This window comes from Streptomyces sp. NPDC052064 (genome assembly GCF_055585925.1).
Map to the genome: position 1 here is coordinate 111812 of NZ_JBVJJE010000009.1, position 21605 is coordinate 133416.

The 21605-nt window shown below is 69.2% G+C and carries 18 protein-coding genes and 1 pseudogene; 15 read left to right on the plus strand and 4 right to left on the minus strand.

The window, feature by feature from the left end; all coding sequences use genetic code 11:
• Window positions 1-73: 73 nt before the first annotated feature.
• Window positions 74-475, minus strand: coding sequence for a RidA family protein (locus tag ACZ6TU_RS24690; protein ID WP_467673032.1), 402 nt, complete (start codon window positions 473-475; stop codon window positions 74-76).
• A gap of 94 nt (window positions 476-569) precedes the next feature.
• On the opposite strand from ACZ6TU_RS24690, the gene ACZ6TU_RS24695 reads away from it, so the two are divergent.
• From ACZ6TU_RS24695 to ACZ6TU_RS24720, 6 genes are all read left to right on the plus strand, one after another.
• Window positions 570-1544, plus strand: coding sequence for a helix-turn-helix transcriptional regulator (locus ACZ6TU_RS24695; RefSeq protein WP_467673034.1), 975 nt, complete (start codon window positions 570-572; stop codon window positions 1542-1544).
• Between the two features lie 59 nt (window positions 1545-1603).
• Window positions 1604-2113, plus strand: coding sequence for a MarR family winged helix-turn-helix transcriptional regulator (locus ACZ6TU_RS24700; protein WP_467673036.1), 510 nt, complete (start codon window positions 1604-1606; stop codon window positions 2111-2113).
• Window positions 2114-2147: 34 nt separating this feature from the next.
• Window positions 2148-2786 carry a LysE family translocator gene (locus ACZ6TU_RS24705; protein WP_467673038.1) on the plus strand — a complete coding sequence of 213 codons (639 nt, stop codon included), beginning with the start codon at window positions 2148-2150 and terminating at the stop codon, window positions 2784-2786.
• A 70-nt stretch (window positions 2787-2856) separates the two neighbouring features.
• Complete coding sequence (locus ACZ6TU_RS24710) at window positions 2857-3621, plus strand: class I SAM-dependent methyltransferase (RefSeq protein ID WP_469551040.1); 765 nt, start codon at window positions 2857-2859, stop codon at window positions 3619-3621.
• A 146-nt stretch (window positions 3622-3767) separates the two neighbouring features.
• The gene (locus tag ACZ6TU_RS24715) at window positions 3768-3977 is read left to right on the plus strand and encodes a hypothetical protein (RefSeq protein WP_469551043.1); all 210 of its coding nucleotides are present in this window, start codon (window positions 3768-3770) and stop codon (window positions 3975-3977) included.
• 83 nt (window positions 3978-4060) lie between these two features.
• A complete protein-coding gene (locus tag ACZ6TU_RS24720) occupies window positions 4061-5647 on the plus strand; it encodes an oxidoreductase (protein WP_469551046.1) in 1587 nt (528 codons plus the stop codon).
• 71 nt (window positions 5648-5718) lie between these two features.
• On the opposite strand, the gene ACZ6TU_RS24725 is transcribed toward ACZ6TU_RS24720, so the two are convergent.
• Both ACZ6TU_RS24725 and ACZ6TU_RS24730 read right to left on the minus strand, forming a co-directional pair.
• Complete coding sequence (locus tag ACZ6TU_RS24725) at window positions 5719-6555, minus strand: class II glutamine amidotransferase (protein ID WP_469551049.1); 837 nt, start codon at window positions 6553-6555, stop codon at window positions 5719-5721.
• A gap of 190 nt (window positions 6556-6745) precedes the next feature.
• A complete protein-coding gene (locus tag ACZ6TU_RS24730) occupies window positions 6746-7351 on the minus strand; it encodes a hypothetical protein (protein ID WP_467673048.1) in 606 nt (201 codons plus the stop codon).
• A 282-nt stretch (window positions 7352-7633) separates the two neighbouring features.
• Between ACZ6TU_RS24730 and ACZ6TU_RS24735 the strand changes: the two are divergent.
• The 7 genes and pseudogenes from ACZ6TU_RS24735 to ACZ6TU_RS24765 all read left to right on the plus strand — a co-directional run.
• Window positions 7634-7788: pseudogene (locus ACZ6TU_RS24735) on the plus strand (IS701 family transposase); the annotation flags it as partial.
• Between the two features lie 1072 nt (window positions 7789-8860).
• Window positions 8861-9865: an ABC transporter substrate-binding protein gene (locus ACZ6TU_RS24740; RefSeq protein ID WP_467673050.1), complete on the plus strand. Its 1005-nt coding sequence runs from the start codon at window positions 8861-8863 to the stop codon at window positions 9863-9865.
• Window positions 9866-9962: 97 nt separating this feature from the next.
• Entirely contained in the window at window positions 9963-11501 is a 1539-nt protein-coding gene (locus ACZ6TU_RS24745; RefSeq protein WP_467673052.1) for a sugar ABC transporter ATP-binding protein, read from the plus strand.
• Window positions 11498-12592 carry an ABC transporter permease gene (locus ACZ6TU_RS24750; RefSeq protein ID WP_469551054.1) on the plus strand — a complete coding sequence of 365 codons (1095 nt, stop codon included), beginning with the start codon at window positions 11498-11500 and terminating at the stop codon, window positions 12590-12592. The genes ACZ6TU_RS24745 and ACZ6TU_RS24750 overlap by 4 nt, the downstream gene beginning before the upstream one ends.
• On the plus strand, window positions 12589-13611 hold the full coding sequence (yjfF, locus tag ACZ6TU_RS24755) for a galactofuranose ABC transporter, permease protein YjfF (RefSeq protein WP_467673056.1): 1023 nt from the start codon (window positions 12589-12591) through the stop codon (window positions 13609-13611). The genes ACZ6TU_RS24750 and yjfF overlap by 4 nt, the downstream gene beginning before the upstream one ends.
• 100 nt (window positions 13612-13711) lie before the next feature.
• Window positions 13712-15142, plus strand: coding sequence for a glycoside hydrolase family 43 protein (locus ACZ6TU_RS24760; protein WP_469551056.1), 1431 nt, complete (start codon window positions 13712-13714; stop codon window positions 15140-15142).
• A gap of 533 nt (window positions 15143-15675) precedes the next feature.
• Complete coding sequence (locus tag ACZ6TU_RS24765) at window positions 15676-18465, plus strand: alpha/beta hydrolase (RefSeq protein WP_469551059.1); 2790 nt, start codon at window positions 15676-15678, stop codon at window positions 18463-18465.
• 310 nt (window positions 18466-18775) lie between these two features.
• On the opposite strand, the gene ACZ6TU_RS24770 is transcribed toward ACZ6TU_RS24765, so the two are convergent.
• Window positions 18776-19675 carry a LysR family transcriptional regulator gene (locus ACZ6TU_RS24770; protein WP_467673523.1) on the minus strand — a complete coding sequence of 300 codons (900 nt, stop codon included), beginning with the start codon at window positions 19673-19675 and terminating at the stop codon, window positions 18776-18778.
• Between the two features lie 79 nt (window positions 19676-19754).
• Between ACZ6TU_RS24770 and ACZ6TU_RS24775 the strand changes: the two genes are divergently transcribed.
• Both ACZ6TU_RS24775 and ACZ6TU_RS24780 read left to right on the plus strand, forming a co-directional pair.
• Window positions 19755-20792, plus strand: a complete 1038-nt coding sequence (locus ACZ6TU_RS24775; RefSeq protein ID WP_469551061.1) for an EamA family transporter — start codon at window positions 19755-19757, stop codon at window positions 20790-20792.
• Window positions 20789-21487, plus strand: a complete 699-nt coding sequence (locus tag ACZ6TU_RS24780) for an NAD(P)-dependent oxidoreductase (RefSeq protein ID WP_469551063.1) — start codon at window positions 20789-20791, stop codon at window positions 21485-21487. Before ACZ6TU_RS24775 ends, ACZ6TU_RS24780 begins: the two co-directional genes overlap by 4 nt.
• Window positions 21488-21605: the final 118 nt, after the last annotated feature.

The window sequence follows — 21605 nt, forward strand, 5'->3', positions numbered from 1 at the left end:
ACTGGCCGACCGGTCCAGTCCGAGGTCCGCCACCCGCGTCGGGTCGAACAGCCCGGATGCGGGCGGCGGCGCGTCAGGGCCGGGCGGCGAGGGCCTCGACCTCGAACAGCACGTCAGGCGCCGCCAGGCTCGCGACACCGATGAGGGTTTGCGTGGGCGGTTTCGTACCCCAGCCCTCCTGCACGGCCCCGGCGATCGGCCCCAGCTTGCTGACGTCATGGTTCACCACATACGTCCTGAGCTGGACGACGTGGCTGAGGTCGAGCCCATGGGCGGCTAGAGCGACGCCGATGTTGCGGAACGTCTGCCTCACCTGCTCGGTGAAGTCGGTGGAGACGACCGCGCCGTCCGGGCCCGATCCGTACTGACCCGAGACAAGCACCCATTCCGTACCCGCGGGGACGGTGGCGGTGTGGCTGTAGCCGAACGGGACCGGGTCGTGCAATCCGTCCGGATTGACAAGGGCGTGTGTCATGGGGATCACCTCTCGTGCGCGGGTCCTTGTGATGCCGGTAAGCCTCCCAACGAATTACGACATCGCTTGTCATGTATTCCTGTAGCGTTTTCGTATGCGCGCCGACCGGTTGGTATCGCTGGTGCTGCTCCTGCGGCAGCACGGTCGGCTTTCCGCAGCCGCGCTGGCCCGCGAGCTGGAGGTATCCACCCGCACCGTGCTGCGCGACATCGAGGCGCTGTCCGCGGCCGGCGTCCCGGTCTACGCCGAACGCGGCCGGCACGGCGGGTTCGAGTTGCTGCCCGGTTTCCGGACCGAACTCACCGGACTGAACCACGACGAGGCACTGGCCCTGCTGGTCGCCGGATCACGGCGCGGCGCGCAGGTGTTCGGCCTCGGCTCGGCGCTCGCTTCGGCCATGCTCAAGGTGGTCGACGCGCTCCCCGAAAGCTACCGGGCCACCGCGGCCGGCGCGGCTCAGCGATTGCTCATCGACCCGGAGACCGACATCCTGTCGCGCCGGCTGGTCGCTGAGGAGGTGCCCGACACCGTAGTGACCGAGGTCCGGCGCGCGGTGTTCGCCGGACACAAGCTGCGCATCCACTACGCGGCTGCGGACCAGGCCCCGAGGTGGCGCACGGTCGACCCGATCGGCCTGGTAACCGTACGCGAACAGGGCTACTTGCTGGCCACGAGGTCCGGTGCGGACCGCACCTACCGGCTGTCCCGGGTCTTGGCCGCCGAGGAACTCGCCGAACCGGCACAGCGACCGGACCGGGTCGATCTGGACCGGGCCTGGCAGGAACGCAGCAAGCAGTTTCGGACCGGCGGCGACCAAGTCACCGTGCTGGTACGAGTGGACCCGGCGCGGCGGGAGGACCTGGTGGGTACCGCGCTGGCGGTACTCGCCGAAGAAGCCGACGCGGACGGTCGGCTGCGGCTGGAGGTGACCTTCCAAGATTCGAGACACGCCGAATGGGCGCTGTGGCAGCTCGCCACGAACGCGGAAGCCCTGGCCCCGCAGTGGTTGCGCGACTCCCTGCGCGACCGCGCCACCGCGATCGCCACCTGCTACGGAGCGTCATCCTGAGAGCGGTCGGCAGAGTCTCCGAGTAATTCCTTGCTTGTACAAGCAGGTATTGTGGTCATGTGAGTGCAATCGCGACGCCCGAAGAGACCCCGAGGCCCGCCGACGACGCGCAAGACGACCGCTGGTGCATGGCCGTACGGCTCCTGGGCCGTGTGGAGAAGCATCTGGACGAGACGCTCCAGCATCGGCACGGCCTGCCGCTTTCCGAGTACCGGGCCCTGTGCGCACTTGCCCGGCCCGACAGCGGCGCGGCGCTGCGGATGGGGGAGCTGGCAGACCGGATCGGCCTCAAAGACAGCACGGTCACCCGCCTGGTGGCGCGCTTGGAGGCCCAGGGGCTGGCCGAGCGGGCTTCGGCCGCCGGTGACGGACGGGCCGTGGCCGCGAGCATTACGCCGGGCGGCCGACGGCGCTACGCGGAGGCGACACCCACATACCGGGCGGCCCTCGGGGACGCCCTGGAGGGCGCCCTGACGAACGTGTACCTCGCCGATCTCGCCGCCTGGGTGCGTACGGGCGAGTCCGCGGTGAACGGTGTTACCGCCCAGAGCCCGCCCGCCAGGGCATAGACGCAGCGCCATGCACTCCCTTGGGGGGAACCAAGTGTCTGAGTTAACCGGTTTTGTTGCCGTGTCCCTGGTCATCATCGTGGTGCCCGGCCCCGATCTGGCCCTGTTGCTGGCCAATACGGCCCGCTCGGGGCGGCGCGCGGGCATCGCCACCGCGGCGGGAATCATGCTGGGGAACGCGGTGCTGGCGGCCGCCGCGGTGGCCGGTCTGACGGCGCTGCTGACTGCCTCGGAAATCGGCTATGCGGCCCTGCGCGTCGTGGGGGCCGTGTATCTCGCCTACCTCGGCGTACAGGCCCTGGCCGACTTCGTCCGCCTGCGCCGAAACGGTGTCTCGGATGCCGGGGCGCACCGCCATGCTCCTGCCGCAGCGCGCGGCGCACGCGTCTCCTTCCGGCAGGGGCTGGTCAGCAACCTTCTGAACCCGAAGGTGGCGGCCTTCTACCTGTCACTCTTCCCCCAGTTCACCCTGCCGGGCCTGGCTCCCGCCGCGGAGCACACCGTGCTCGCCGGGCTGTTCTGGTTCCTCGCTCTGCTCTGGTACGTGCTGGTGCTCCTGCTCCTCGCCCGCTTCGAAGCGCTGCTGCGCCGCCCCGGTCTCCGTCAGGGCATCGCCGGAATGTCGGGCGTGGGACTGCTGGGCCTGGGCGCCGCGCTGGCCTTGCGGGACTGACTGTTGACGAGCCTGTGCCACCAACCTCGCGAAAGGAACATGCGTGACCGCCGCTGCCGAAGGAACGTCCATGGCCACCGCTGCCGACCATTACGACCGCCTGCTCGCCGAGCACTACACCTGGATGCTCGGTGGGGACATCGAGACGGTGTCAGCGGCACAAGCAGAACTCCTCCACGGGCTGGGACTGGCTGCCCGCCCGGAAGAGGAAGCCGCTGCCGTCGACCTCGGCTGCGGCCCCGGTCCGCAGACCCTGGCCCTCGCCCGCCTCGGCTTCGCATCGGTGACGGCGGTCGACTCCAGTGCCGTACTCCTGGACGAACTCATGGAACATGCCAGGCGCTCCGGGGTCGCGCAGACGGTCCATCCAGTCCGTGAGGACATCCGCGGTGTCCTGCCCCGCCTCACCGCCGCGGACTCGGTCGCGGCCGTCGTGTGCATGGGCGACACCCTGCCGCACCTGCCCGGCCGGGCGGACGTGCGGAAGCTGATCACAGACGTCGCCAGGGCGCTGCGCCCGGGCGGGAGTTTCGTCGCCAGCTACCGCGACCTGACACGCGAACTCCACGGCCCGGACCGTTTCATCCCCGTCCGCGGCACCGACGACCGGATCCTCACCTGCTTCCTTGAATACCTCGACCAGGACACGGTCCTGGTCCACGACCTGCTGCACACCCGCCAAGACGGCGCCTGGCACCTGGAGGCCAGCAGCTACCCCAAACTCCGCCTGGCTCCCCATTGGTTGACGGGCCAGTGCCGCACGGCCGGCCTCGACATCCGCCACGACGAAACGGGCCCCCGCGGCCTGCGGGTCCTGCACGCCGTCAAGCCCTGACGATGCCCTCGGCAGCTGGTCACGAGTTGGAGGTTCTCGTCCCACTCCTGCATCGGTGACGTGACCGAGCGGGTCGTGCGTGACGCGTTCGGGCGCCCCGTATTCCTGTTCCCGACCGACTTGTTGGGCGCGCAGACCCGCATGAAATGGACCGACATCGCGTCAGCGAGCTCCGCCTCGTCCAAGTTCGCAATCCACAGGGGCTGACCTGGGACTACGGCCACCCGAGCCTCAGGGCCGGCATCCACGAGAGAGCACCCTCCTTCGCCCAGACCACCTGGGTGGCGGAGGGCCCCCTGCAAGACCTCGACCACAAGGTGGCACGGAGCCGGGAGCAACGGCACCTGTTCGAGTAACGGCTCGTCCCGTGCCGGTCGCCACAACCGGGACTTCGAAAGGGCTTGTCCGATACGTCGTCGTACCAGGAAGATCGTCGGCCGTGCGCCTCGAAGAACTCCACGCTCACGAACGGCGGTTGTGGGACTCCTTCCCCCAAGGACGCACCGTCGACGTCCTGGACGACCGGGCATCGGCCGAAGCGGTGGTCCGGGCCGACGTCGTCGCGGCGCTGCTGCTGGGCGTCGGCGTCGATCACACTCCGGGTGACCGCCCCGCACTGCGCCTGACCGGTGCACGCATCACAGGCCGCCTGGATCTGCGGTTCACCGAGATCTCCGTGCCGGTCGTCCTGACCGACTGCCGCTTCGACGAAGCACCCCTGTTGCAGGGCGCCCGGACCCGCGAGTTGGTCATGGCCGGCTGCGGCCTGCCCGGCCTCGTCGCCGACACGGCCCAGATCGACGCTCGGCTGGTGCTCTCCCGCTGCCACATGACGGGACCCCTCGTCCTGACCCGCACCCAGATCCACGGTGATCTGGACCTGCGAGACACTGTGATCACGTTTCCCGACGGCGAGGCGATATCCGCCGCCCACGCCAACGTCGGCGGCGATGCGCTGTGTACCGATCTGGCTGTCGAGGGTCGTTTCCGGCTGTCCGGAGCGTCCATCGACGACGAGTTCGATCTGGAAGGCGCTTCGCTGCGCAACCCCGGCGGTCACGCCCTGGATGCCTATCATGTCCAGATCACCGAGGACTTCACCTTCCACCCGGGGTTCAGCGCCGAGGGGCGGATCATCCTCTCCGGTGCCACGGTCGGGGCGGCCATCGGCTTCTGCGGGGCCCGGCTGAGCAACGCCGGCGACGTCGCCCTGGAAGCGGTCGATGTCACGGTCAGCCGTAACTTCGACCTCGGCCGCGGCCTCACCGTCGACGGCGGCATCACACTCGACGGCACGCGTGTCGGTACGGAACTCAGCTTCCGCGACGCCACACTGACCCACCCCAGCGGCACCGCCCTGTCTCTGCGTGCGGCCCAGGCCCGGGAGACCGACCTGCGCACCCAGCTCCCGATCGACGGCCTGGTGGACGCACGCAACGCCCGCCTGGGGACGCTGTACGACGCCCCGGGCACCTGGCCCGCCGACCTCCGGCTGGCCGAGACGACCTACGGCGCCCTCGCGTTCTCCCTGTCGGCCACCGAGCGAGTCCGATGGATCCGGCGCACGAGCGGCGGCTATCTCCCGCAGCCGTACGAGCAACTCGCAGCGGTCTACCGGAAGCTCGGGCACGAGGACGAAGCACGCACGGTACTCCTCGCCAAGCAACGCCACCGCCGCACCACCCTCTCCCTGCACACCCGGGCCTGGGGCCATGTCCAGGACACCGCCGTCGGCTACGGCTACCGGCCTCTCCGCGCAGGTCTTTGGCTGATGGCCCTGCTCGTCTGCGGCGCACTGTTCTTCGCCCTGCATCCCCCCGCTCCGCTCGAAGCCGGCAAGGCGCCGGATTTCAATGCCGTCTTCTACACACTCGATCTGCTGGTGCCGATCATCACCTTCGGCCAGGAAGGCGCCTTCGCACCACGAGGCACCGGGCAATGGCTGGCATACGGCCTGATCGCGGCCGGATGGATCCTGGCCACCACGGTCACCGCCGGAATATCCCGCGCGATCAGCCGCCAGTGACCCCTCCACCTTCCAAGCCCTGAGTCGTGCCGGGGACCTCGGGCCGACCATCACGCCCTGTTCGGCGCGCGTCACGCCGGTTCTGGGGCGAAGGGATGCAACTCGTCGGCTCCGGCGTGTACGACGCCGTAGCTGCTCTCGGGCACCTCGTTCCAGGCACCCGGCAGATCACCGAGGGGCTCGGACACGATGAGGCGGGTCGCGTCGGACACTTCCCGCAGGAACGCCATGTCGGGGTGCAGCTTGCGGAGTGTGTCCACACGGGTGCTGTAGAACAACGACCGGGAAGCGCCCTGGCTCGAGTAGCGGAAGGCCCATACGCGTTCGCCGTCGGTCACGGCGATCGTCATCTGAAGCGGGAACTCCACACCGTGGTCGCGGCCGCTGCGCTCCACCACTCCCACCATCCGGGCCACGGCGCCCGGCGGATCCTCGTCCAGGCCGAACGTGACCGCCAGGTAGAACATCATCTCCGAGTCCGTCGTTCCTTCGATGTCGGAGTACAGCTCAGGGGCGACGAGCAGGGACAACTCGCGGCGCATGAGGTGGAAGCCTGTGATGGCACCGTTGTGCATCCACATCCAACGCCCGTGCCGGAACGGGTGGCAGTTCGTCTGCTGCACCGCCGTGCCGGTCGACGCCCGTATGTGGGCGAAGAACAACGGGGAGCGGACATGATCCGCGATCTCCCTCAGGTTGCGGTTGTTCCAGGCGGGGCCGATGTCCCTGAGCAGGGCCGGGGTGTCGATGTCTTCCTGCGGATACCACCCGACGCCGAAACCGTCGCCGTTCGTCGTCTCGACACCCAGTCGGGAGTGGAGGCTCTGATCGATCAGCGAGTGGGCCGGTTTGTAGAGGATGGTGTCGAGCAGCAGGGGTGTTCCCGAGTAAGCGAGCCATCGGCACATGAGCGATCACCTGTGTCCCTACCCGCACCGTGTCCGCTGATCGGGTGGTTTCATCCGGCTAACCCCATTTTGTCCTCCCGCGCCGCGCATCGCCATGCGGGCACGGATCGGAGGGCCATCGCGCAGGTGCGTCCGCCAGGCACCCGTATGGACCATGGCTGACCCCTGTATCCGGCACGGGCTTCGCTCGTCAGTCGGCGGTCGTGCCGGGGCGGGGATCGGCCGACCGGATGCAGTCACCGAGGGCGGAAAAGGGCACTGGAGGACCGGCCGCCGCGCGCACCGCGCCCAAACCGGCGCTGTCCGTGTCCAGGGTGGCGATCACTGGGTGCGGGAGTACGTAGAACTCCCACTGGGCCGTGTCGAGCGGGTTGTAGACAGCGTGTTCACGAGCGGTCTGGACGGCGAAAACGTAGACGTCGGCGTTGTACGACTTCGCCTCTGAGTAACCGCCATCAGGTGACCACGTGCGAGCGCGGAGCCCACTGAAGCGGATTTGGGACGGTGCTCGTTGATCCCAGGCTTGCAGGTACGCGCCGGCCTTGACCTCGATGCGCAGTCCGTCGTCGGTCTCGACATCGTGGCTTGCCCATTCCACCCGAGGCTTGTGGGAGCCGACCGCCTGATGGACCAGAAACTCGGCGAACAGACCGCGTGTGTTGTTCATGCGGAGGTCCGGCATGGCGAACCGCCAGAAGTCGACCACGGTGGTGTCCGGGACGCCGACGATCGACTCGTCGCCGCGGAGCGGGGGCATGGGACGCGGCGTCAAAGGCAGGCGAGCAGACTGCTTCATGGGCCGCAGTCTGCCAGGCCGGCGAGGCGTGGGCTCTTGCGTATCTGCTGTCCGACAGCCCTTGCCGGGGCGCTGGTTGGGTCGCCTCGAAGGAGGGAGCCGAGCCCGCGCTCTCAGTCCGGGAAGCTGCGATCATTCCGATCTGGTTCCGGTGCTGACAAGGGCGAACGACCCCGTCGAGGCCTCCTCGGGCTCTGCCCGTGATCCCCCGCTGTGCCACGCTCCATCCGGTGCAGCCCGGCCTGGCGTCACCTACCGTCCACCCGCCCCGGTGGTTGAGCCGACCACCGCGAGATGAAGCGGGCCCCGGGCCGGGCCCACTTCGAAGGCCGCACCTGGAGGGATTGGCGCCACCACGTCACCCTCGTCTCGGTCGCGCACGCCTTCCGCACCCTCCAGCGCATCACCGAGCGCCAAGAGAGACGGCGTCGGCCTGAGCCTCCACCGGCTCGCCACGAACCGCAGTGAGACCTCGCAATCTGAGTTCGCCGCCGGCGACGCCGGCCCGGGTGGCGGTCGTCTGCAGCGGGCACCGCGCCCCAAGCCATGCGTGCGTCCGAAATTTCGTGCAGGGTTCGGTCCGCCGTTCAATGACCGAAAATATGGCCACGCCCGCCGAGCGTCAATATCTCTGCCGAAAAGACGATTCCGCGCCGGGCGACCGTGCGGCAGTCCGCTACCCCGCGTTACGCAAACGTGATGGCCCGTTCTCGCCCAATCCCTTGACCTGCTGGAACGGTAGGCGCTCACTATGACCTCCGCATGCACCGACCGCTTCAGGGGGACAGCCGTGGCACACCCGGCGCACAGCCGCACCTCTCTGGCAGGTCGCCAACCCGTTCCAGTCCTGCCGCAGGACAGCCACCAAGGAGGTGCGGTCATGGCGCAACCCCTGCTGCGGCCGCCCACCTTTCCGGTGGTGACGGTCGGCGGTGGCCGCGTCCCGGAGGCTCCCCGGCGCCATGGCGGACCAGCGCCTGGGTGCGCGGCCGGCCACCTGGCACCTCCCGGCGGCCGGTTGCCGCGTCACCTGACATCTCACGGGTTCCGGGAAGTGGCTGGAGGCCGAGGACCGGGTCACCGCCCGGGCCGGGAACCGCTCCGGCGGGCGGGCCGGGGTCTGCCCACGCTCTTAACCAGCCGACGGCCATGAGGCGTTGGCTGTCGCGGACGCTGGGCGAGGCCGGCGTCCGCACTGCCCACGACATCGCGGCGGCCGGGTTCCCCGCGTCCTGGGGTCGGAGTTCTTCGCCCCTCCGCTGAACGCCATCCGCCAGGACCTCTCCGCGGTGGGGAAGCGGAGCCATCGCCCCTCCCTCCGGGTCGCTCCATCCCCCGGAAAGCCCACCCCGCCCCGACGACCCTCTGACAGCCCACGCATGTTCGACACTTCGAACGTTGGCCGGTCAGCAGAACAGACGACGCTTCCCCAGTTCCCGACGGAATGTCAGAAGCGACCCCACGCAACCGAGTCCAATCCCCGGGCCGGCTCTACGAAAGAGAAGAAACATGCTGAACAGAAGAAACTTCCTTACCGCGGCGGTCGGTGTGGCGGCTGCGACCGGACTCGCGGCCTGCGCCAAGGACGACGGCAGCGCCACCGCCGCCGCCGGTGGCGGCAGCAAGGCCATCACCCTCGGCTTCTCCCAGGTCGGCTCGGAGAGCGGCTGGCGGACCGCCAACAGCGATTCGGTGAAGTCGGCCGCGAAGGAGGCGGGCTACACCCTCAAGTTCTCCGACGCGCAGCAGAAGCAGGAGAACCAGATCTCCGCGATCCGCAGCTACATCGCGCAGAAGGTCGACGTCATCGCCTTCTCGCCGGTGGTCGTCACCGGCTGGGACGCGGTGCTCAAGGAGGCCAAGGCCGCGAAGATCCCCGTGGTCCTCACCGACCGCTCCGTGGAGACGTCCGACCAGTCCCTGTACGTGACCCTGGTCGGCTCCGACTTCACGGACGAGGGCCGGCGCGCCGCCCGCATGCTGGAGAAGGTCCTGGAGACGGCCGGCCACAAGGGCGCGGTGAAGATCGCGCAGTTGGAGGGCACCACCGGTGCCGCCCCGGCGATCGAGCGTGCCAAGGGCTTCAAGGAGGTCATGGACGCGGAGCACAAGGACGACTGGAAGATCGTCATCAGCCAGACCGGTGACTTCACCCGCGCCGGCGGCAAGCAGGTCATGGCGGCCTTCCTGCAGTCCAACCCGGACATCAACGTGCTCTTCGCGCACAACGACGACATGGCCATCGGCGCCATCCAGGCCATCGAGGCGGCCGGCAAGAAGCCCGGCAAGGACATCCTCATCGTCTCGATCGACGGCGTGAAGGACGGCTTCGTCGCCATGTCCGAAGGCAAGATCAACGGCATTGTCGAGTGCAACCCGCTGCTCGGTCCCCAGCTGATGGAGGTCGTGAAGAAGGTCCGCGACGGCGAGAAGGTCGAGCGGTGGATCAAGACCAAGGAGAGCGACTTCACGCAGGACCAGGCCAAGGCCGCGCTCCCCACTCGCAAGTACTGACCGACCGCCCCCACCGGCAGGGGGCCTCCGGCCGACCGAGATCCCTCGGTCGAGAGGCTCCCTGCGGACCTGAACCCTTTGCATGAGGAGCGCTGCCATGGCAGAGCCGCGGCCCGTCCTGGAGATGGCGGGCATAGTCAAGGAATTTCCGGGGGTAAGGGCTCTGTCGGGTGTCGACTTCCGGCTCTTCCCGGGCGAGATCCACGCCCTGATGGGCGAGAACGGCGCCGGAAAGTCCACACTGATCAAGGTGCTGACGGGCGTCTACACCCTGGACGGCGGCACGGTCACCCTCGACGGCGAGTCCGTACGGTTCGGCAGCCCCCTGCAGGCGCAGCAGGCCGGCATCAGCACCGTCTACCAGGAGGTCAACCTCTGCCCCAACCTGTCGGTGGCGGAGAACATCTTCATCGGACGCGAACCCACCCGCGCGGGCCGCATCCAGTGGAAGCGGATGCGCAAGGAGGCGGCGGAGCTGGTCGACCGGCTCGGGCTCGACATCGACGTCACCGCGCCGCTGTCCTCGTACCCGCTGGCCGTGCAGCAACTGGTCGCGATCGTACGGTCGGTGGGCACCGGGGACAGTGACGGCGAGGGATCCGGCACCAAGGTGCTGGTCCTCGACGAGCCGACCTCCAGCCTCGACCGCGACGAGGTCCTCGAACTCTTCCGTCTGATGCGGCAGCTGAGGGACGAGGGCGTCGCGATCCTGTTCGTGTCGCACTTCCTCGACCAGATCTACGAGGTCTGCGACCGGATGACCATCCTGCGCAACGGCACCCTGGTCGGCGAGCACATGGTCCGTGACCTCGACCAGGTCGGACTGATCGAGCTGATGATCGGCAAGGCCCTGGATCAGCTCGAGGAGCTGCACGAGCACCAGCTGCGCTCCGACGTCGGCGAGACGCTGGTCGAGGCCGAGGGGCTCGGCCGCGGCGGCGGGATCGCCCCCTTCGACCTGGAGATCAAGAAGGGGGAGGTGCTCGGACTCGCCGGCCTGCTGGGATCCGGCCGCACCGAGCTCGCCCGGCTGCTGTTCGGCGCCGACCAGCCGGATACCGGCAAGGTGTCCATCGGCGGCAGGCACGTCCCGATGAACGCCCCGAACGACGCCATCGGCGCCGGGGTCGCGTTCTGCTCGGAGAACCGCAAGACCGAGGGGCTGGTCCCCGATCTGACCGTGCGCGAGAACATCATCCTCGCCCTCCAGGCGGCCCGCGGCTGGACCCGGCCCATACCGGCCTCCCAGCGCGACGAACTCGTCGCCAAGTACATCCGGGCGCTGGACATCCGCCCCGCCGACCCGGAGGCCCGGGTGGGCCGGCTCAGCGGCGGCAACCAGCAGAAGGTGCTGCTCGCCCGCTGGCTGATCACCCAGCCGAAGCTGCTGATCCTGGACGAGCCCACGCGCGGCATCGACGTCGGCGCGAAGGCGGAGATCCAGAAACTGGTGGTGTCCCTCTCCGAGGACGGCATGTCCGTGCTGTACATCGCGGCCGAACTGGAGGAGGTCCTCCGGCTCAGCCACACCATCGGAGTGCTGCGCGACCGCCGGCTGGTGGCCCGGCTCACCAACGGGCCCGAGATCACCACCAGCAAGATCCTTGAGACCATCGCGAGCGGAGAACACCAGTGACCACCCCTACCCGATGGCGGGCAGTGACGCGCCACCACCTGTTCTGGCCGGTCGCGGTCCTGGTCGTGCTGCTGCTCGTCAACGTCCCCTTCACACCCGGCTTCTTCTCGATCCGGATGGCGGACGGCCACCTCTACGGCAGCCTCGTCTCCATCGTGCTGTTCGGCTCACCGCTGATCCTTGTGGCGGTCGGCATGACCCTGGTCATCGCCACCGGCGGCATCGACCTCTCGGTCGGCGCCGTGGTCGCCATCAGCGGGGCCCTGGCGTGCTGGTACATCAACGACCAGCCCGACCAGAACGCCGTTTCCGGGGTACTCGTCGCGGTTGCCCTGGGCCTGCTCGCCGCGGTCGTCTGCGGCCTGTGGAACGGCTTCCTGGTCGCCGGGAGGGGCATCCAGCCGATCATCGGCACCCTGATCATCATGGTCGCCGGGCGCGGTGTCGCCCAGTTGATCACCGACGGCCAGATCATCACCGTCAACAGCGACCCGTACAAGCTGATCGGCGGCGGCTACTGGCTGACACTGCCCTTCTCCCTCTTCATCGTGGCCGCGGTCGTGGCCGTCACCGTGGCGCTGACCCGGCGCACGGCGCTCGGCCTGCTGGTCGAGTCGGTCGGCGGCAACGCCGAGGCCAGCCGCCTGGTCGGCATCCGATCCACGCGCATCAAGATCATGGTCTACATGTTCTGCGGGCTGTGCGCGGGGATCGCGGGGCTGATGATCAGCTCCAACACCTCGGCCGCGGACGGAAACAACGCCGGTCTGTGGATCGAACTCGACGCGATCCTCGCCGTGGTGATCGGCGGCACCTCGCTGCTCGGCGGCCGGTTCTCCATCGGCGGCACGGTGATCGGCGCCCTCGTCATCCAGACCCTGACCACCACGATCTACACCATCGGCGTGCCGACCCAGACCAATCTGGTCTTCAAGGCCGCTGTCGTCATCGTCGTCTGCCTGCTGCAGTCCCCGAAGTTCCGGGCCAAGATCTTCGGCGCGAAGGGCCTGAGGGCTCCGCGCCGGGACGCCGCCCCGGTGGAGCCCGCTCCGGCGGCCGACGCCGCCCCGAAGATGGAGGTGTCGCGATGAGCGCGACCGCCCAGACCCCCAAGGCGGCTCCGAGCGGCACCGCCTCCCGCGCCACGCGTCTGCTCGGCGACAGGCGCCTGCCCGTCCTGGTCACGGCCGCCCTGTTCATCGCCATGTACATCGGCGGCCTCAGCCGGTACCAGAACTACGGGTTCGCCGAACCCCAGGTGTTCCTCAACCTGTTCATCGACAACGGCTATCTGCTGGTGGCCGCCATCGGTGCCACCTTCGTCATCATGTCCGGCGGCATCGACCTGTCCGTGGGCTCACTGATCGGCTTCACCACCATGCTCACGGCATGGCTGGTGGAACGTCAGGGGCTGCCGCTGGTGCTGGTGATCCCCCTCGCGCTGGCCGTGGGCGCCTTCGGCGGCTTCCTGATGGGCTACGTGATCCACAACTTCGAGATCCAGCCGTTCATCGTCACCCTCGCCGGGCTCTTCCTCTTCCGCGGACTGTGCCTGGTCATCAGCAAGGAGTCGATCTCCATCAGCGACTCCTCGGTGAGCAGCCTGGCCCAGACGCGGGTGTCGCTGGGCGCGGGTGAACTGTCGATCGGCGCCGTCGTGGCCCTGGTCGTCCTCGGTGTGGCCTGCTACGTCCTCCACTACACCCGCTTCGGACGCCGTGTGTACGCCATCGGCGGCAACGAGCAGTCGGCGCTGCTCATGGGCCTTCCGCTGGGCGGAACGAAGATCGCCGTGTACACCGTGAGCGGCTTCTGCTCGGCCCTGGCCGGTCTGCTGTTCATGCTGTACATCCAGTCGGGCGACCCGCTGCACGCCGTCGGTATGGAACTCGACGCCATCGCCGCGGTGGTCATCGGAGGCACCCTGCTGACCGGAGGTTCCGGTTATGTGCTGGGCACACTCTTCGGTGTGCTGGTGCTCGGTCTGATCAAGAGCGTCATCACGTTCGAGGGCACGCTCAGCTCCTGGTGGACGAAGATCGCCACCGGTGTGCTGCTGTGCGTCTTCATCCTGATCCAGCGCACCATGACGGCACGCCGGAAGACCTGACGGGCACTGCTGAGAGCCGCAACAGCGGCAAGTGAGCCGGCGCCGTCGGCGCGGCGACCACGGGGGCAACGGAAAGTCAGAGAAAGACGGGGAAATGCACATGCGCGCGCTTCTCTCCAGGCTGTCGGCGATATTGCTCGCCGCCTGCCTCCTCTTCACAGGCCAGGCCCTGACCACACCTCAGCGGGCCGCCGCCGCCGACCCGGGCTACCTGATGACGCACTTCATCGGGGAGGGGGCGACCGGTCAGCAGATCTACTTCTCGCACAGCACGGACGGCCTGAACTGGAGTGACCTCAACGGCGGCGGGATGACCCTGCGTTCCACGGTGGGAACCCGTGGGGTGCGCGACCCCGCACTGGTCAGAGCCCCCGGCGGTGACAAGTACTGGATCATCGCGACCGACCTGTGCATCGGCTGCGGACAGTCGTGGGACCAGGCCGTGAACAACGCCAGCCGCAACCTCGTGGTGTGGGAGTCCACGGACCTGGTCACCTGGTCGCAGCCGTGGCTGCTCAACGTCGCCGGCACGATCCCCGACGGGCGCAACGCCTGGGCGCCGGAAGCGATCTGGAACCCCGAGACCAACGACTACGTCCTGTACTGGGCGACGAACGCGACCCGGGGCGGCGTGCTCAAGCACCGCATCTACTACGCCCGCACCACCGACTTCCGCGCCATCACCACCCCGCAGCTCTACATCGACCGCCCCGGCACCCAGAACATCATCGACACCCAGATCGTCGAGGTGCCGCCCGGCGTCGGCGACTTCCGTTACGTACGGGCCTCCGGCGACGGCCAGATCACGCTCGAAGGCAGCAACTCGATCCTCGGTACGTGGACCAACCTCGGCAACCTCTCCGGCATCGGACTGACCGGCTCCCAGGTCGAAGGCCCGATGTGGATGAAGTTCAGGGACCGCAACGAGTGGACCCTGTACCTCGACCAGTACGCCTCCGGACGCGGCTACATGCCGGTCACGACGACCAACCCCTCCGCCGCCGGCACCTACCGGCTCCCGGCGTCGGGAAGCTACAACCTGGGCGGGACGAAGAAGCGCCACGGTGCGATCCTCAACCTGACGGCCGCCGAGGAGAGCCGCGTGCTCGCACGCTGGGCCAACACCCCGGCCAAGCGGCTCCAGTCGTTCAACTTCCAGGACCGGTACGTGCGGCACGCGAACTTCGACGTGCGCATCGACCAGAACGTCACCGGCCCGGACGCCCAGTTCCGACTGCGGCCCGGCCTGGCGGGCTCGGGCACCGTCTCCTTCGAGTCGGTCAACTTCCCCGGCCACTTCCTGCGGCACGCCGGATACGACTTCCAGCTGGCCTACAACGACGGCACCACCCGGTTCGCCGCGGACGCCACCTTCCGCCAGGTCGCCGGCCTCGCCGACTCGACATGGTCGTCCTTCCAGTCGTACAGCCACCCCGACCGGTACATCCGCCACTACGCCTACGAACTCCGCCTCGACCCGATCACCACCACGACGGCCCGCAGCGACGCCACCTTCCGCGTGACGAACTGACCCACGCCGACAGGCGATCCCATGAAGTGACGCGCCCCACGCCTGCGCGAGGTCCCTCGGCCATGGCGGGGCCGCAGGCGGTTGTGCCTGCGGCCCCGCTCGGGTGTTGGGCGGGGTGGGGCGGTCGGCATCTATGTGGCGCTACGGCCGGGGTGAAGGTCGAGGAGCGGGGACCAAGTTTTTTCAGAGTGACCCCCGGGGTCGCTGAAAAACGCATCCGACCTCGATGATCGTCCCCTCGGTGACAGTCGGTAAGCCCGCTGCTCAGGTTCTGGTCCCATGCTCAGTCACACCCCGATTCTCTCGCTTCTCCCTCTCCTCGGTCCCCCCGCACCTGAGTAGTCGCGTGGCCCGGAGCGGCCCGTGAACGGGGCCGGTCCGCCGTGGCAACAGCCGTTCCCCGGTGCGAGCCGCACCGCCCACCGCCGCCCGTCCACCGGGCACCGGTGGCCGAGAGCGCCCGGGAGCAATGCTGTCCAGCTCCGTCCGGCATGGAATCCGACCGCACATCCGACGACAAGGAGAAACAAGACGTGATGCGTATCCCGCGCGTGATGGCCGCTGTGGCGGCGGCCTTCGCGGTGGCGTGGGGATGGCCGGGCACAGTGCAGGCCTCCCCCGACCCGGAGCTCCAGAGGCCGTCCGCCGACGCCTCACCGCACCTTCCCGACGGCTGGAGGATCACCGGCTCGGGCGGGACGGAGAAGCTGGAGTGGCGCTCACCCGACCGGGTGCCGATGGGCGATGCCCGGATCGAGTTCCGCAGCGGGGACCGGCTCCTGGGGCATCCTGCGGCTGCCGCGGACGGGCGCATCTTCCGGCTTCCGCTGGACGGGGTACGTCTCGGGCAGGCGCGGGATCTGCGGGTCGAGGCCGCGGGACGGCGGCTGGACGCGGAGGGAACGGACGCCGGGCGCGGACGCGACCTCCAAGGCCCTTCGACCCCGTCGCCTCTGACGGGAACCCTGCCTGTGAACCCTGTGCACAAGATCGATCCCGGTGTCGCCGGCACGTTCCGTACCGTCCAGGGCGAGTACTCCCTGCCGTCGGTGCGCCTGCCGGGGCTGGACACACGGGTGGAGATGAAGGCCGTGGTCGTGGCGCCGGCCGGTGCCACGGGCCGCCGGCCGTTGGCGCTGTTCCTGCACGGACGCCATGACACCTGCTTCGACGCGGAAGGAACGCGGACCGCGGAGTGGCCGTGCGGCACCGGCCAGAAGCCGGTACCGAGTTACCGCGGTCACCTGCACGACCAGAAGCTGCTGGCTTCCCAGGGCTATGTGACGGTGTCGGTCTCGGCCAACGGCATCAACGCCCAGGACGTGATGAGGGCGGACGGCGGCGCAGCGTTCCGGTCGTCCCTGATACGGCTGCACCTGGGGCACTGGGCGGACTGGGCCGCCGACCCGTCCAAGGCACCGGCGGCCGTGCGCAAGGCGCCCCGAGCCGACCTGGGACGTGTGCTGCTGGTGGGGCACTCGCGAGGCGGTGAGGCCGTCAATCAGGCCACTCTGGACAGCCTGTACCCGCCGCCAGCCGCGCAGGACGGCTACCGGGGCCGCGTCCGCTGGTCGATTCGCGGCACCGTCCTGGTAGCCCCCTCCGCCCTGGCCCAGAACCCCGTCCCCGACGTGCCGTCCATGACGATCCTGCCGGGCTGCGACGGCGACATGCCCAATCTGCAGGGCGAGGCGTACGTCGACGGCACGCGTGGTGTCAGCCGCGGCACGGCCCTGCACAGCGCGGTCTACATGGTCGGCGCGAACCACAACTACTTCAACACCGAGTGGACTCCCGGCCAGGCCGCGGCCCCCGCCGAGGACGACGTCACCTACTCCGGCGACCACGACGACCGGTTGTGCTCGAAGGGCGCCAAGGCCCGACTGACCGCCAAGCAGCAGCAGAAGGCGGGATCGACCTATATCGCCGCCGCGGCCCGGCTGTTCATCGGCCGGGACGATCGGGCCCGCCCGCTGATCGACGGCTCCGGCGTGCGCGCCGCCTCCGCCGGGTCCGCCCGGATCTTCACGCACGCCGTCGGCGCCGGGCGCAGCGGAGCCTTCCTGCCGGACACCTCCGCCACGGTCGACGGCGGCAGACTGTGCGCCCAGGTGGACACGGATCCGGCCGCCTCCTGCCTGCCGTCCCGCCTCCAGCAGGCCTCGCCGCACTTCGCCCTCTGGGAGACGCAGAAGGAGCCCGGCCGCTCCGCGCTGGCCATGCGCTGGGCCAAGTCCGGCGCCGCCACCCGGCTCAGCCCCGCTCGCCCGGTCTCCCTGTCCGGCGCCAAGGCGCTGACCCTGCGGGTGATCGTGCCGCCCAACACCACCGGCACCCGGCTGGACGTGTCACTCTCCGACGCATCCGGCAAGCGGGCCACTCTCGGCCGCGTCCGCGTCGACGGCATGCCCGGCACCGGCCTGACGTCCTCGTACTGGGCGCGCGAAGTCCGCGTACCGCTGTCTGCCGCGGCCAGGGCCGGACTCGACCTGGCACACGTCAAGACCCTCCACCTCACCCCCCGCACCTCGTCCGGAAAGGCGTGGCTGATGGACGCCTGGGGCTGGCGCCCCGGCACCCCCGCCGTCAAGCCGGCTCAGCTGGCCCGCGTGGACGTCGGCCGTACGACCGTCAAGGAGGGCGGCCCCGGCACGCGCACCTATCAGGTGCCGGTGACGGTCTCCGGCAAGGGCAGCGGCCAGGTCCGGGTGTTCGTGGACGAGCCGGGACACAAGTACCCGGTCGTGCGCACGGTGACGGTCCGCCCAGGCGCCCCCGTCAACGTACGGATGACGGTGAAGGGCGACAACCGCTACGAGGACGGGGTCGACCGTCCGGTGTTCGTCAAGTCGGTCCACGGCGCGGTGGTCGGCTCCCATCGCGGCAAGATCATCGTGGAGAACGACGACCCCAGGCCCACCATGCGGGTGACACCGGTCGCCGACCGCGTCACCGAGGGCAAGCAACTGGTCTGGCGGATCAGCCTGTCCGCGGCAGCCGACGAAACCCTGTACGGAGATCTGTGGATCCGGCCCGTCCGCCGTGGCGCCGAGCTGTCCACCAAGGATGTCTCCCCCTCGTGGCTGAAGGAGAACTTCGACGTCTCACCCAGTCCGCAGCGGGCGCTGTCGCGGATGCCGGACGAACCTCGTCTGTCGTTCGAGATTCCCGCGGGCAGCCGGAGCGTCGACGTGAAGGTGCCCACCATCGCCGACCGGGTGACCGAGCCGGTCGAGTCCCTTCTGTTGCGGCTGGGCACGGCCGACGGCGACAAGGAGGTCAAGGGGCCGGAGATCACCGGCACGGTACGGGACGCGACATGACGCGGCTCAACGGCCCCTCGGCGTCGTACGGCTGACCCCGATCTGACGTCAGCTTGCGGCCGGACGCGCCCCTGCGCGCGTACTGGGTGATCGCGTTCTGGGCCGCTGACCCGCACGGTGGCCTGCGTGTTGTACGGCTGCCGGGACCGACGGGGCCGCCCGGTGTGGGCGGCCCCGTGCCGGAAAGCATCGCCGGGTCCGTGGGCAGACATGTGGGCTGTTCCGGCTCACGCCGGTCGGGGCCTTGGTTCCTCATCAACGACGGCAGACGCGAGAAGTTGACTGCCACCCGTGATGAAACCGTTGCGGGTCAGGACACCGTTGACGGCGGCCCGACCCCGAGGATGTCGAGCATCGCTCGGGTGGCAGGGCTGGGGTTGAAGCGGCTCCACACCAGGTACTCGACGCGATGCGGTCCGTCGGCCACCGGGACCAGCGCCAGTTCGGGGTCGTCGGCGGCCCGCGGCCGGATGAAAGCCGACGGCAGCAGCGCGATGCCGAGCCCGCGGGCGATCAGCCGGGTGATCAGCTCCACGACGCCGGCTTCGTACGCGACGTCGCGGACCAGGCCTGCGGCGGCGAACGCCTGATCGGACTGGGCCCGTGCGGGCGTCCCGCTCACGAAGTCCACGAACGTCTCTTCGGCGATCTCCCGCAGCGTGACCTGGGAAACGCCCGCCAGTCGGTGCCCGGCCGACACCACCAGCACGTGCTCGTCGTGAGCGAGAACAACGCACTCCACACCGGAAGGCCGTTCGCTCTCCGGCATGCCGAGGAAGGCGATGTCCAGGTCGCCGTTCCGGACCGCCGCCGCCAGTTCATCGCTGCGTCCGGAACGGAGGGCGATGTGGACGGACGGGTGCTGGGCGCGGTACCGCTGCAGCAGCTCCGGTACGTCGACGGCAGCCGTCGTCACGATCACGCCGACGGCGAGTCGCCCGCGTACCACGCCGGTAGCGGCGGCGGCGTCGGCAGCCGCGCGGTCGGCGGCGGCCAGGCACTCGCGTGCGCCGGCGACGAACGCCGCTCCCGCAGAGGTCAGTTCGACACGGCGGCTGGACCGGGCGAACAGCTTGACTCCGAGTTCCCGTTCCAGGCCGGCGATCCGGTGACTGAGCGACGACTGCACCACGAAGCAGCGCTCGGCGGCGCGGGTGAAGTTACGGGTTTCGGCCACGGCGACGACGTAGCGCATCTGCTGGAGATCCACACAGCCATCGTTCTGGTTCATGACTGCGATGACAAGCATGTGTTGGACTCATGGTGGGCTGGTTCTGAGACTTCATCACATGCATACCTCGACCGAGCGGGCACCGGACTCGCCGCGAACCCCTTACGCGCAGCAGGTGGCCACCGTCGCACTGACCGCACTCGCCCCCGCGTCCTGGGGCACCACGTACGTCGTCACCACGGAACTGCTCCCGCCCGGGCATCCGCTGTTCGCCGGGATGCTGCGCGCCCTGCCCGGCGGGCTGCTCGCGCTGGCCATCACCCGTGTGCTCCCGCGCGGGGATTGGTGGTGGAAGGCCACCGTCCTCGGCGCGCTCAACATCGGTGCCTTGTACCCCCTCTTGTTCGTGGCGGCCGAGCGACTCCCTGGCGGTGTCGCCGCCACTCTCGGTGCCACCCAGCCGCTGATGGTCGCCGGGTTGGCCGTCGCGCTGCTCCACGACCGGCCGACGGCCTGGCGATTGACCTGGGGTGTGCTCGGCGCGATCGGTGTCGGACTCGTCGTACTGGGGCCGCAGGCCCGGCTGGACGCCGTCGGGGTCGTCGCCGGCCTCGGTGGTACGGCAGCCATGGCCGTCGGCATCGTCCTCACCAAGCGGTGGGGCCTTCCCGCGGGTGTCGGTCCACTGACCCTGACCGGTTGGCAACTGACGGCGGGCGGCCTGCTCTTGCTCCCGCTCGTCCTCGCGATCGAGGGGGCGCCGCCGCGCATCGACACCGGAGCCGCCTGCGGATACCTGTGGCTCGGCAGCGTGGGTGGGCTGATCGCGTCCACGCTGTGGTTCCGCGGTATCGGAAAGCTGCCGGTCGGCGCGTCCGCACCGCTGGTGCTGCTGTCCCCGCTGGTCGCGGCCGTCATCGGCATCGCGCTGGGCGAGTCACTGAGCCTGCCGCAGACCTCTGGCTTCGTCCTCGCCCTTGCCGCGTTGCTCGCGGCGCAGCTCAATGCCCCGAACCTGTCGGGCCGCGTGGCGCGCCGCAGGCTGGCAGAAGCCCAAATCCGAGAAGCCCAAATCCGAGAAGCCCAAATCCGAGAAGCCCAAATCCGAGAAGACCAGATGCGCGACGATCACATACGAGAAGGACGGATCCGATGAACTCAGGCATGACGATCGCCGTACTGGGCGCCACCGGGATGGTCGGCAGCCGAGTGGTCAACGAGGCCGGCGCACGCGGACACCAAGTGATCGCCCTGTCCCGGACACCCGCGAGTGAGAACCCGAGGAACCCGAGGAACCCGAACGTGACGCCGATCGCGGTCGACGCGAACGACTCACACGCCATACGCGAGGCGCTGGCAGGCTCCGCCTCCCACGGCGCTGCGGACGCCGTCGTACTGACCGTGCGGACCACGCCGGTCGACGAGGAGTTCCTGGTCGGCGCTACCCGTACGGTGCTGGACATCGCCGCACAACTCGGGATCCGCGTCCTCGTGGTCGGCGGCGCCGGCGCATTGCGCAGCCCCGGTGACCGCGATCTGCTGGTCGCCGACAACCCGGCGTACGTGCCCGCCGAAATCAAGGCCGTCGCCGCCGCCGGAATCGCTCAGCTGCGAACCTGCCAGTCCCATGCCGATGCCGATTGCGTCTACCTGAGTCCACCGGCCCTGCTCGAACCCGGCGAACGGACCGGCCGCTATCGGCGCGGCAGCGACACCTTGCTCATCAGCGCCGACGGCCAATCCTGGATCAGCGCCGAGGACCTGGCCGTCGCCGTGGTCGACGAACTCGAGACACCAGGCCCCGATCCCCTCATCACGGTCGTCCACCGCGGCGAACACCCGTCAGCGTGAACTGCCCAGGATCGCCCAACGGGGCAGGCCATCGAGCGGACCTTCTGGTGACCTCCTGGAAAGTCGCCGCTTTGCCCACCCAGGAACGGTCGACAGGTACACGAGCCTGCTGCCCGGA

What these genes read in the sequence shown, in the direction of transcription:
- ACZ6TU_RS24740 (WP_467673050.1), top strand. Translation starts at nt 8,861, where the DNA reads ATGCTGAACAGAAGAAACTTCCTTACCGCGGCGGTCGGTGTGGCGGCT.
- ACZ6TU_RS24690 (WP_467673032.1), bottom strand. Translation starts at nt 475, where the DNA reads ATGACACACGCCCTTGTCAATCCGGACGGATTGCACGACCCGGTCCCG.
- yjfF (WP_467673056.1), top strand. Translation starts at nt 12,589, where the DNA reads ATGAGCGCGACCGCCCAGACCCCCAAGGCGGCTCCGAGCGGCACCGCC.
- ACZ6TU_RS24695 (WP_467673034.1), top strand. Translation starts at nt 570, where the DNA reads ATGCGCGCCGACCGGTTGGTATCGCTGGTGCTGCTCCTGCGGCAGCAC.
- ACZ6TU_RS24745 (WP_467673052.1), top strand. Translation starts at nt 9,963, where the DNA reads ATGGCAGAGCCGCGGCCCGTCCTGGAGATGGCGGGCATAGTCAAGGAA.
- ACZ6TU_RS24775 (WP_469551061.1), top strand. Translation starts at nt 19,755, where the DNA reads ATGCATACCTCGACCGAGCGGGCACCGGACTCGCCGCGAACCCCTTAC.
- ACZ6TU_RS24730 (WP_467673048.1), bottom strand. Translation starts at nt 7,351, where the DNA reads ATGAAGCAGTCTGCTCGCCTGCCTTTGACGCCGCGTCCCATGCCCCCG.
- ACZ6TU_RS24725 (WP_469551049.1), bottom strand. Translation starts at nt 6,555, where the DNA reads ATGTGCCGATGGCTCGCTTACTCGGGAACACCCCTGCTGCTCGACACC.
- ACZ6TU_RS24710 (WP_469551040.1), top strand. Translation starts at nt 2,857, where the DNA reads ATGGCCACCGCTGCCGACCATTACGACCGCCTGCTCGCCGAGCACTAC.
- ACZ6TU_RS24780 (WP_469551063.1), top strand. Translation starts at nt 20,789, where the DNA reads ATGAACTCAGGCATGACGATCGCCGTACTGGGCGCCACCGGGATGGTC.
- ACZ6TU_RS24760 (WP_469551056.1), top strand. Translation starts at nt 13,712, where the DNA reads ATGCGCGCGCTTCTCTCCAGGCTGTCGGCGATATTGCTCGCCGCCTGC.
- ACZ6TU_RS24715 (WP_469551043.1), top strand. Translation starts at nt 3,768, where the DNA reads ATGGACCGACATCGCGTCAGCGAGCTCCGCCTCGTCCAAGTTCGCAAT.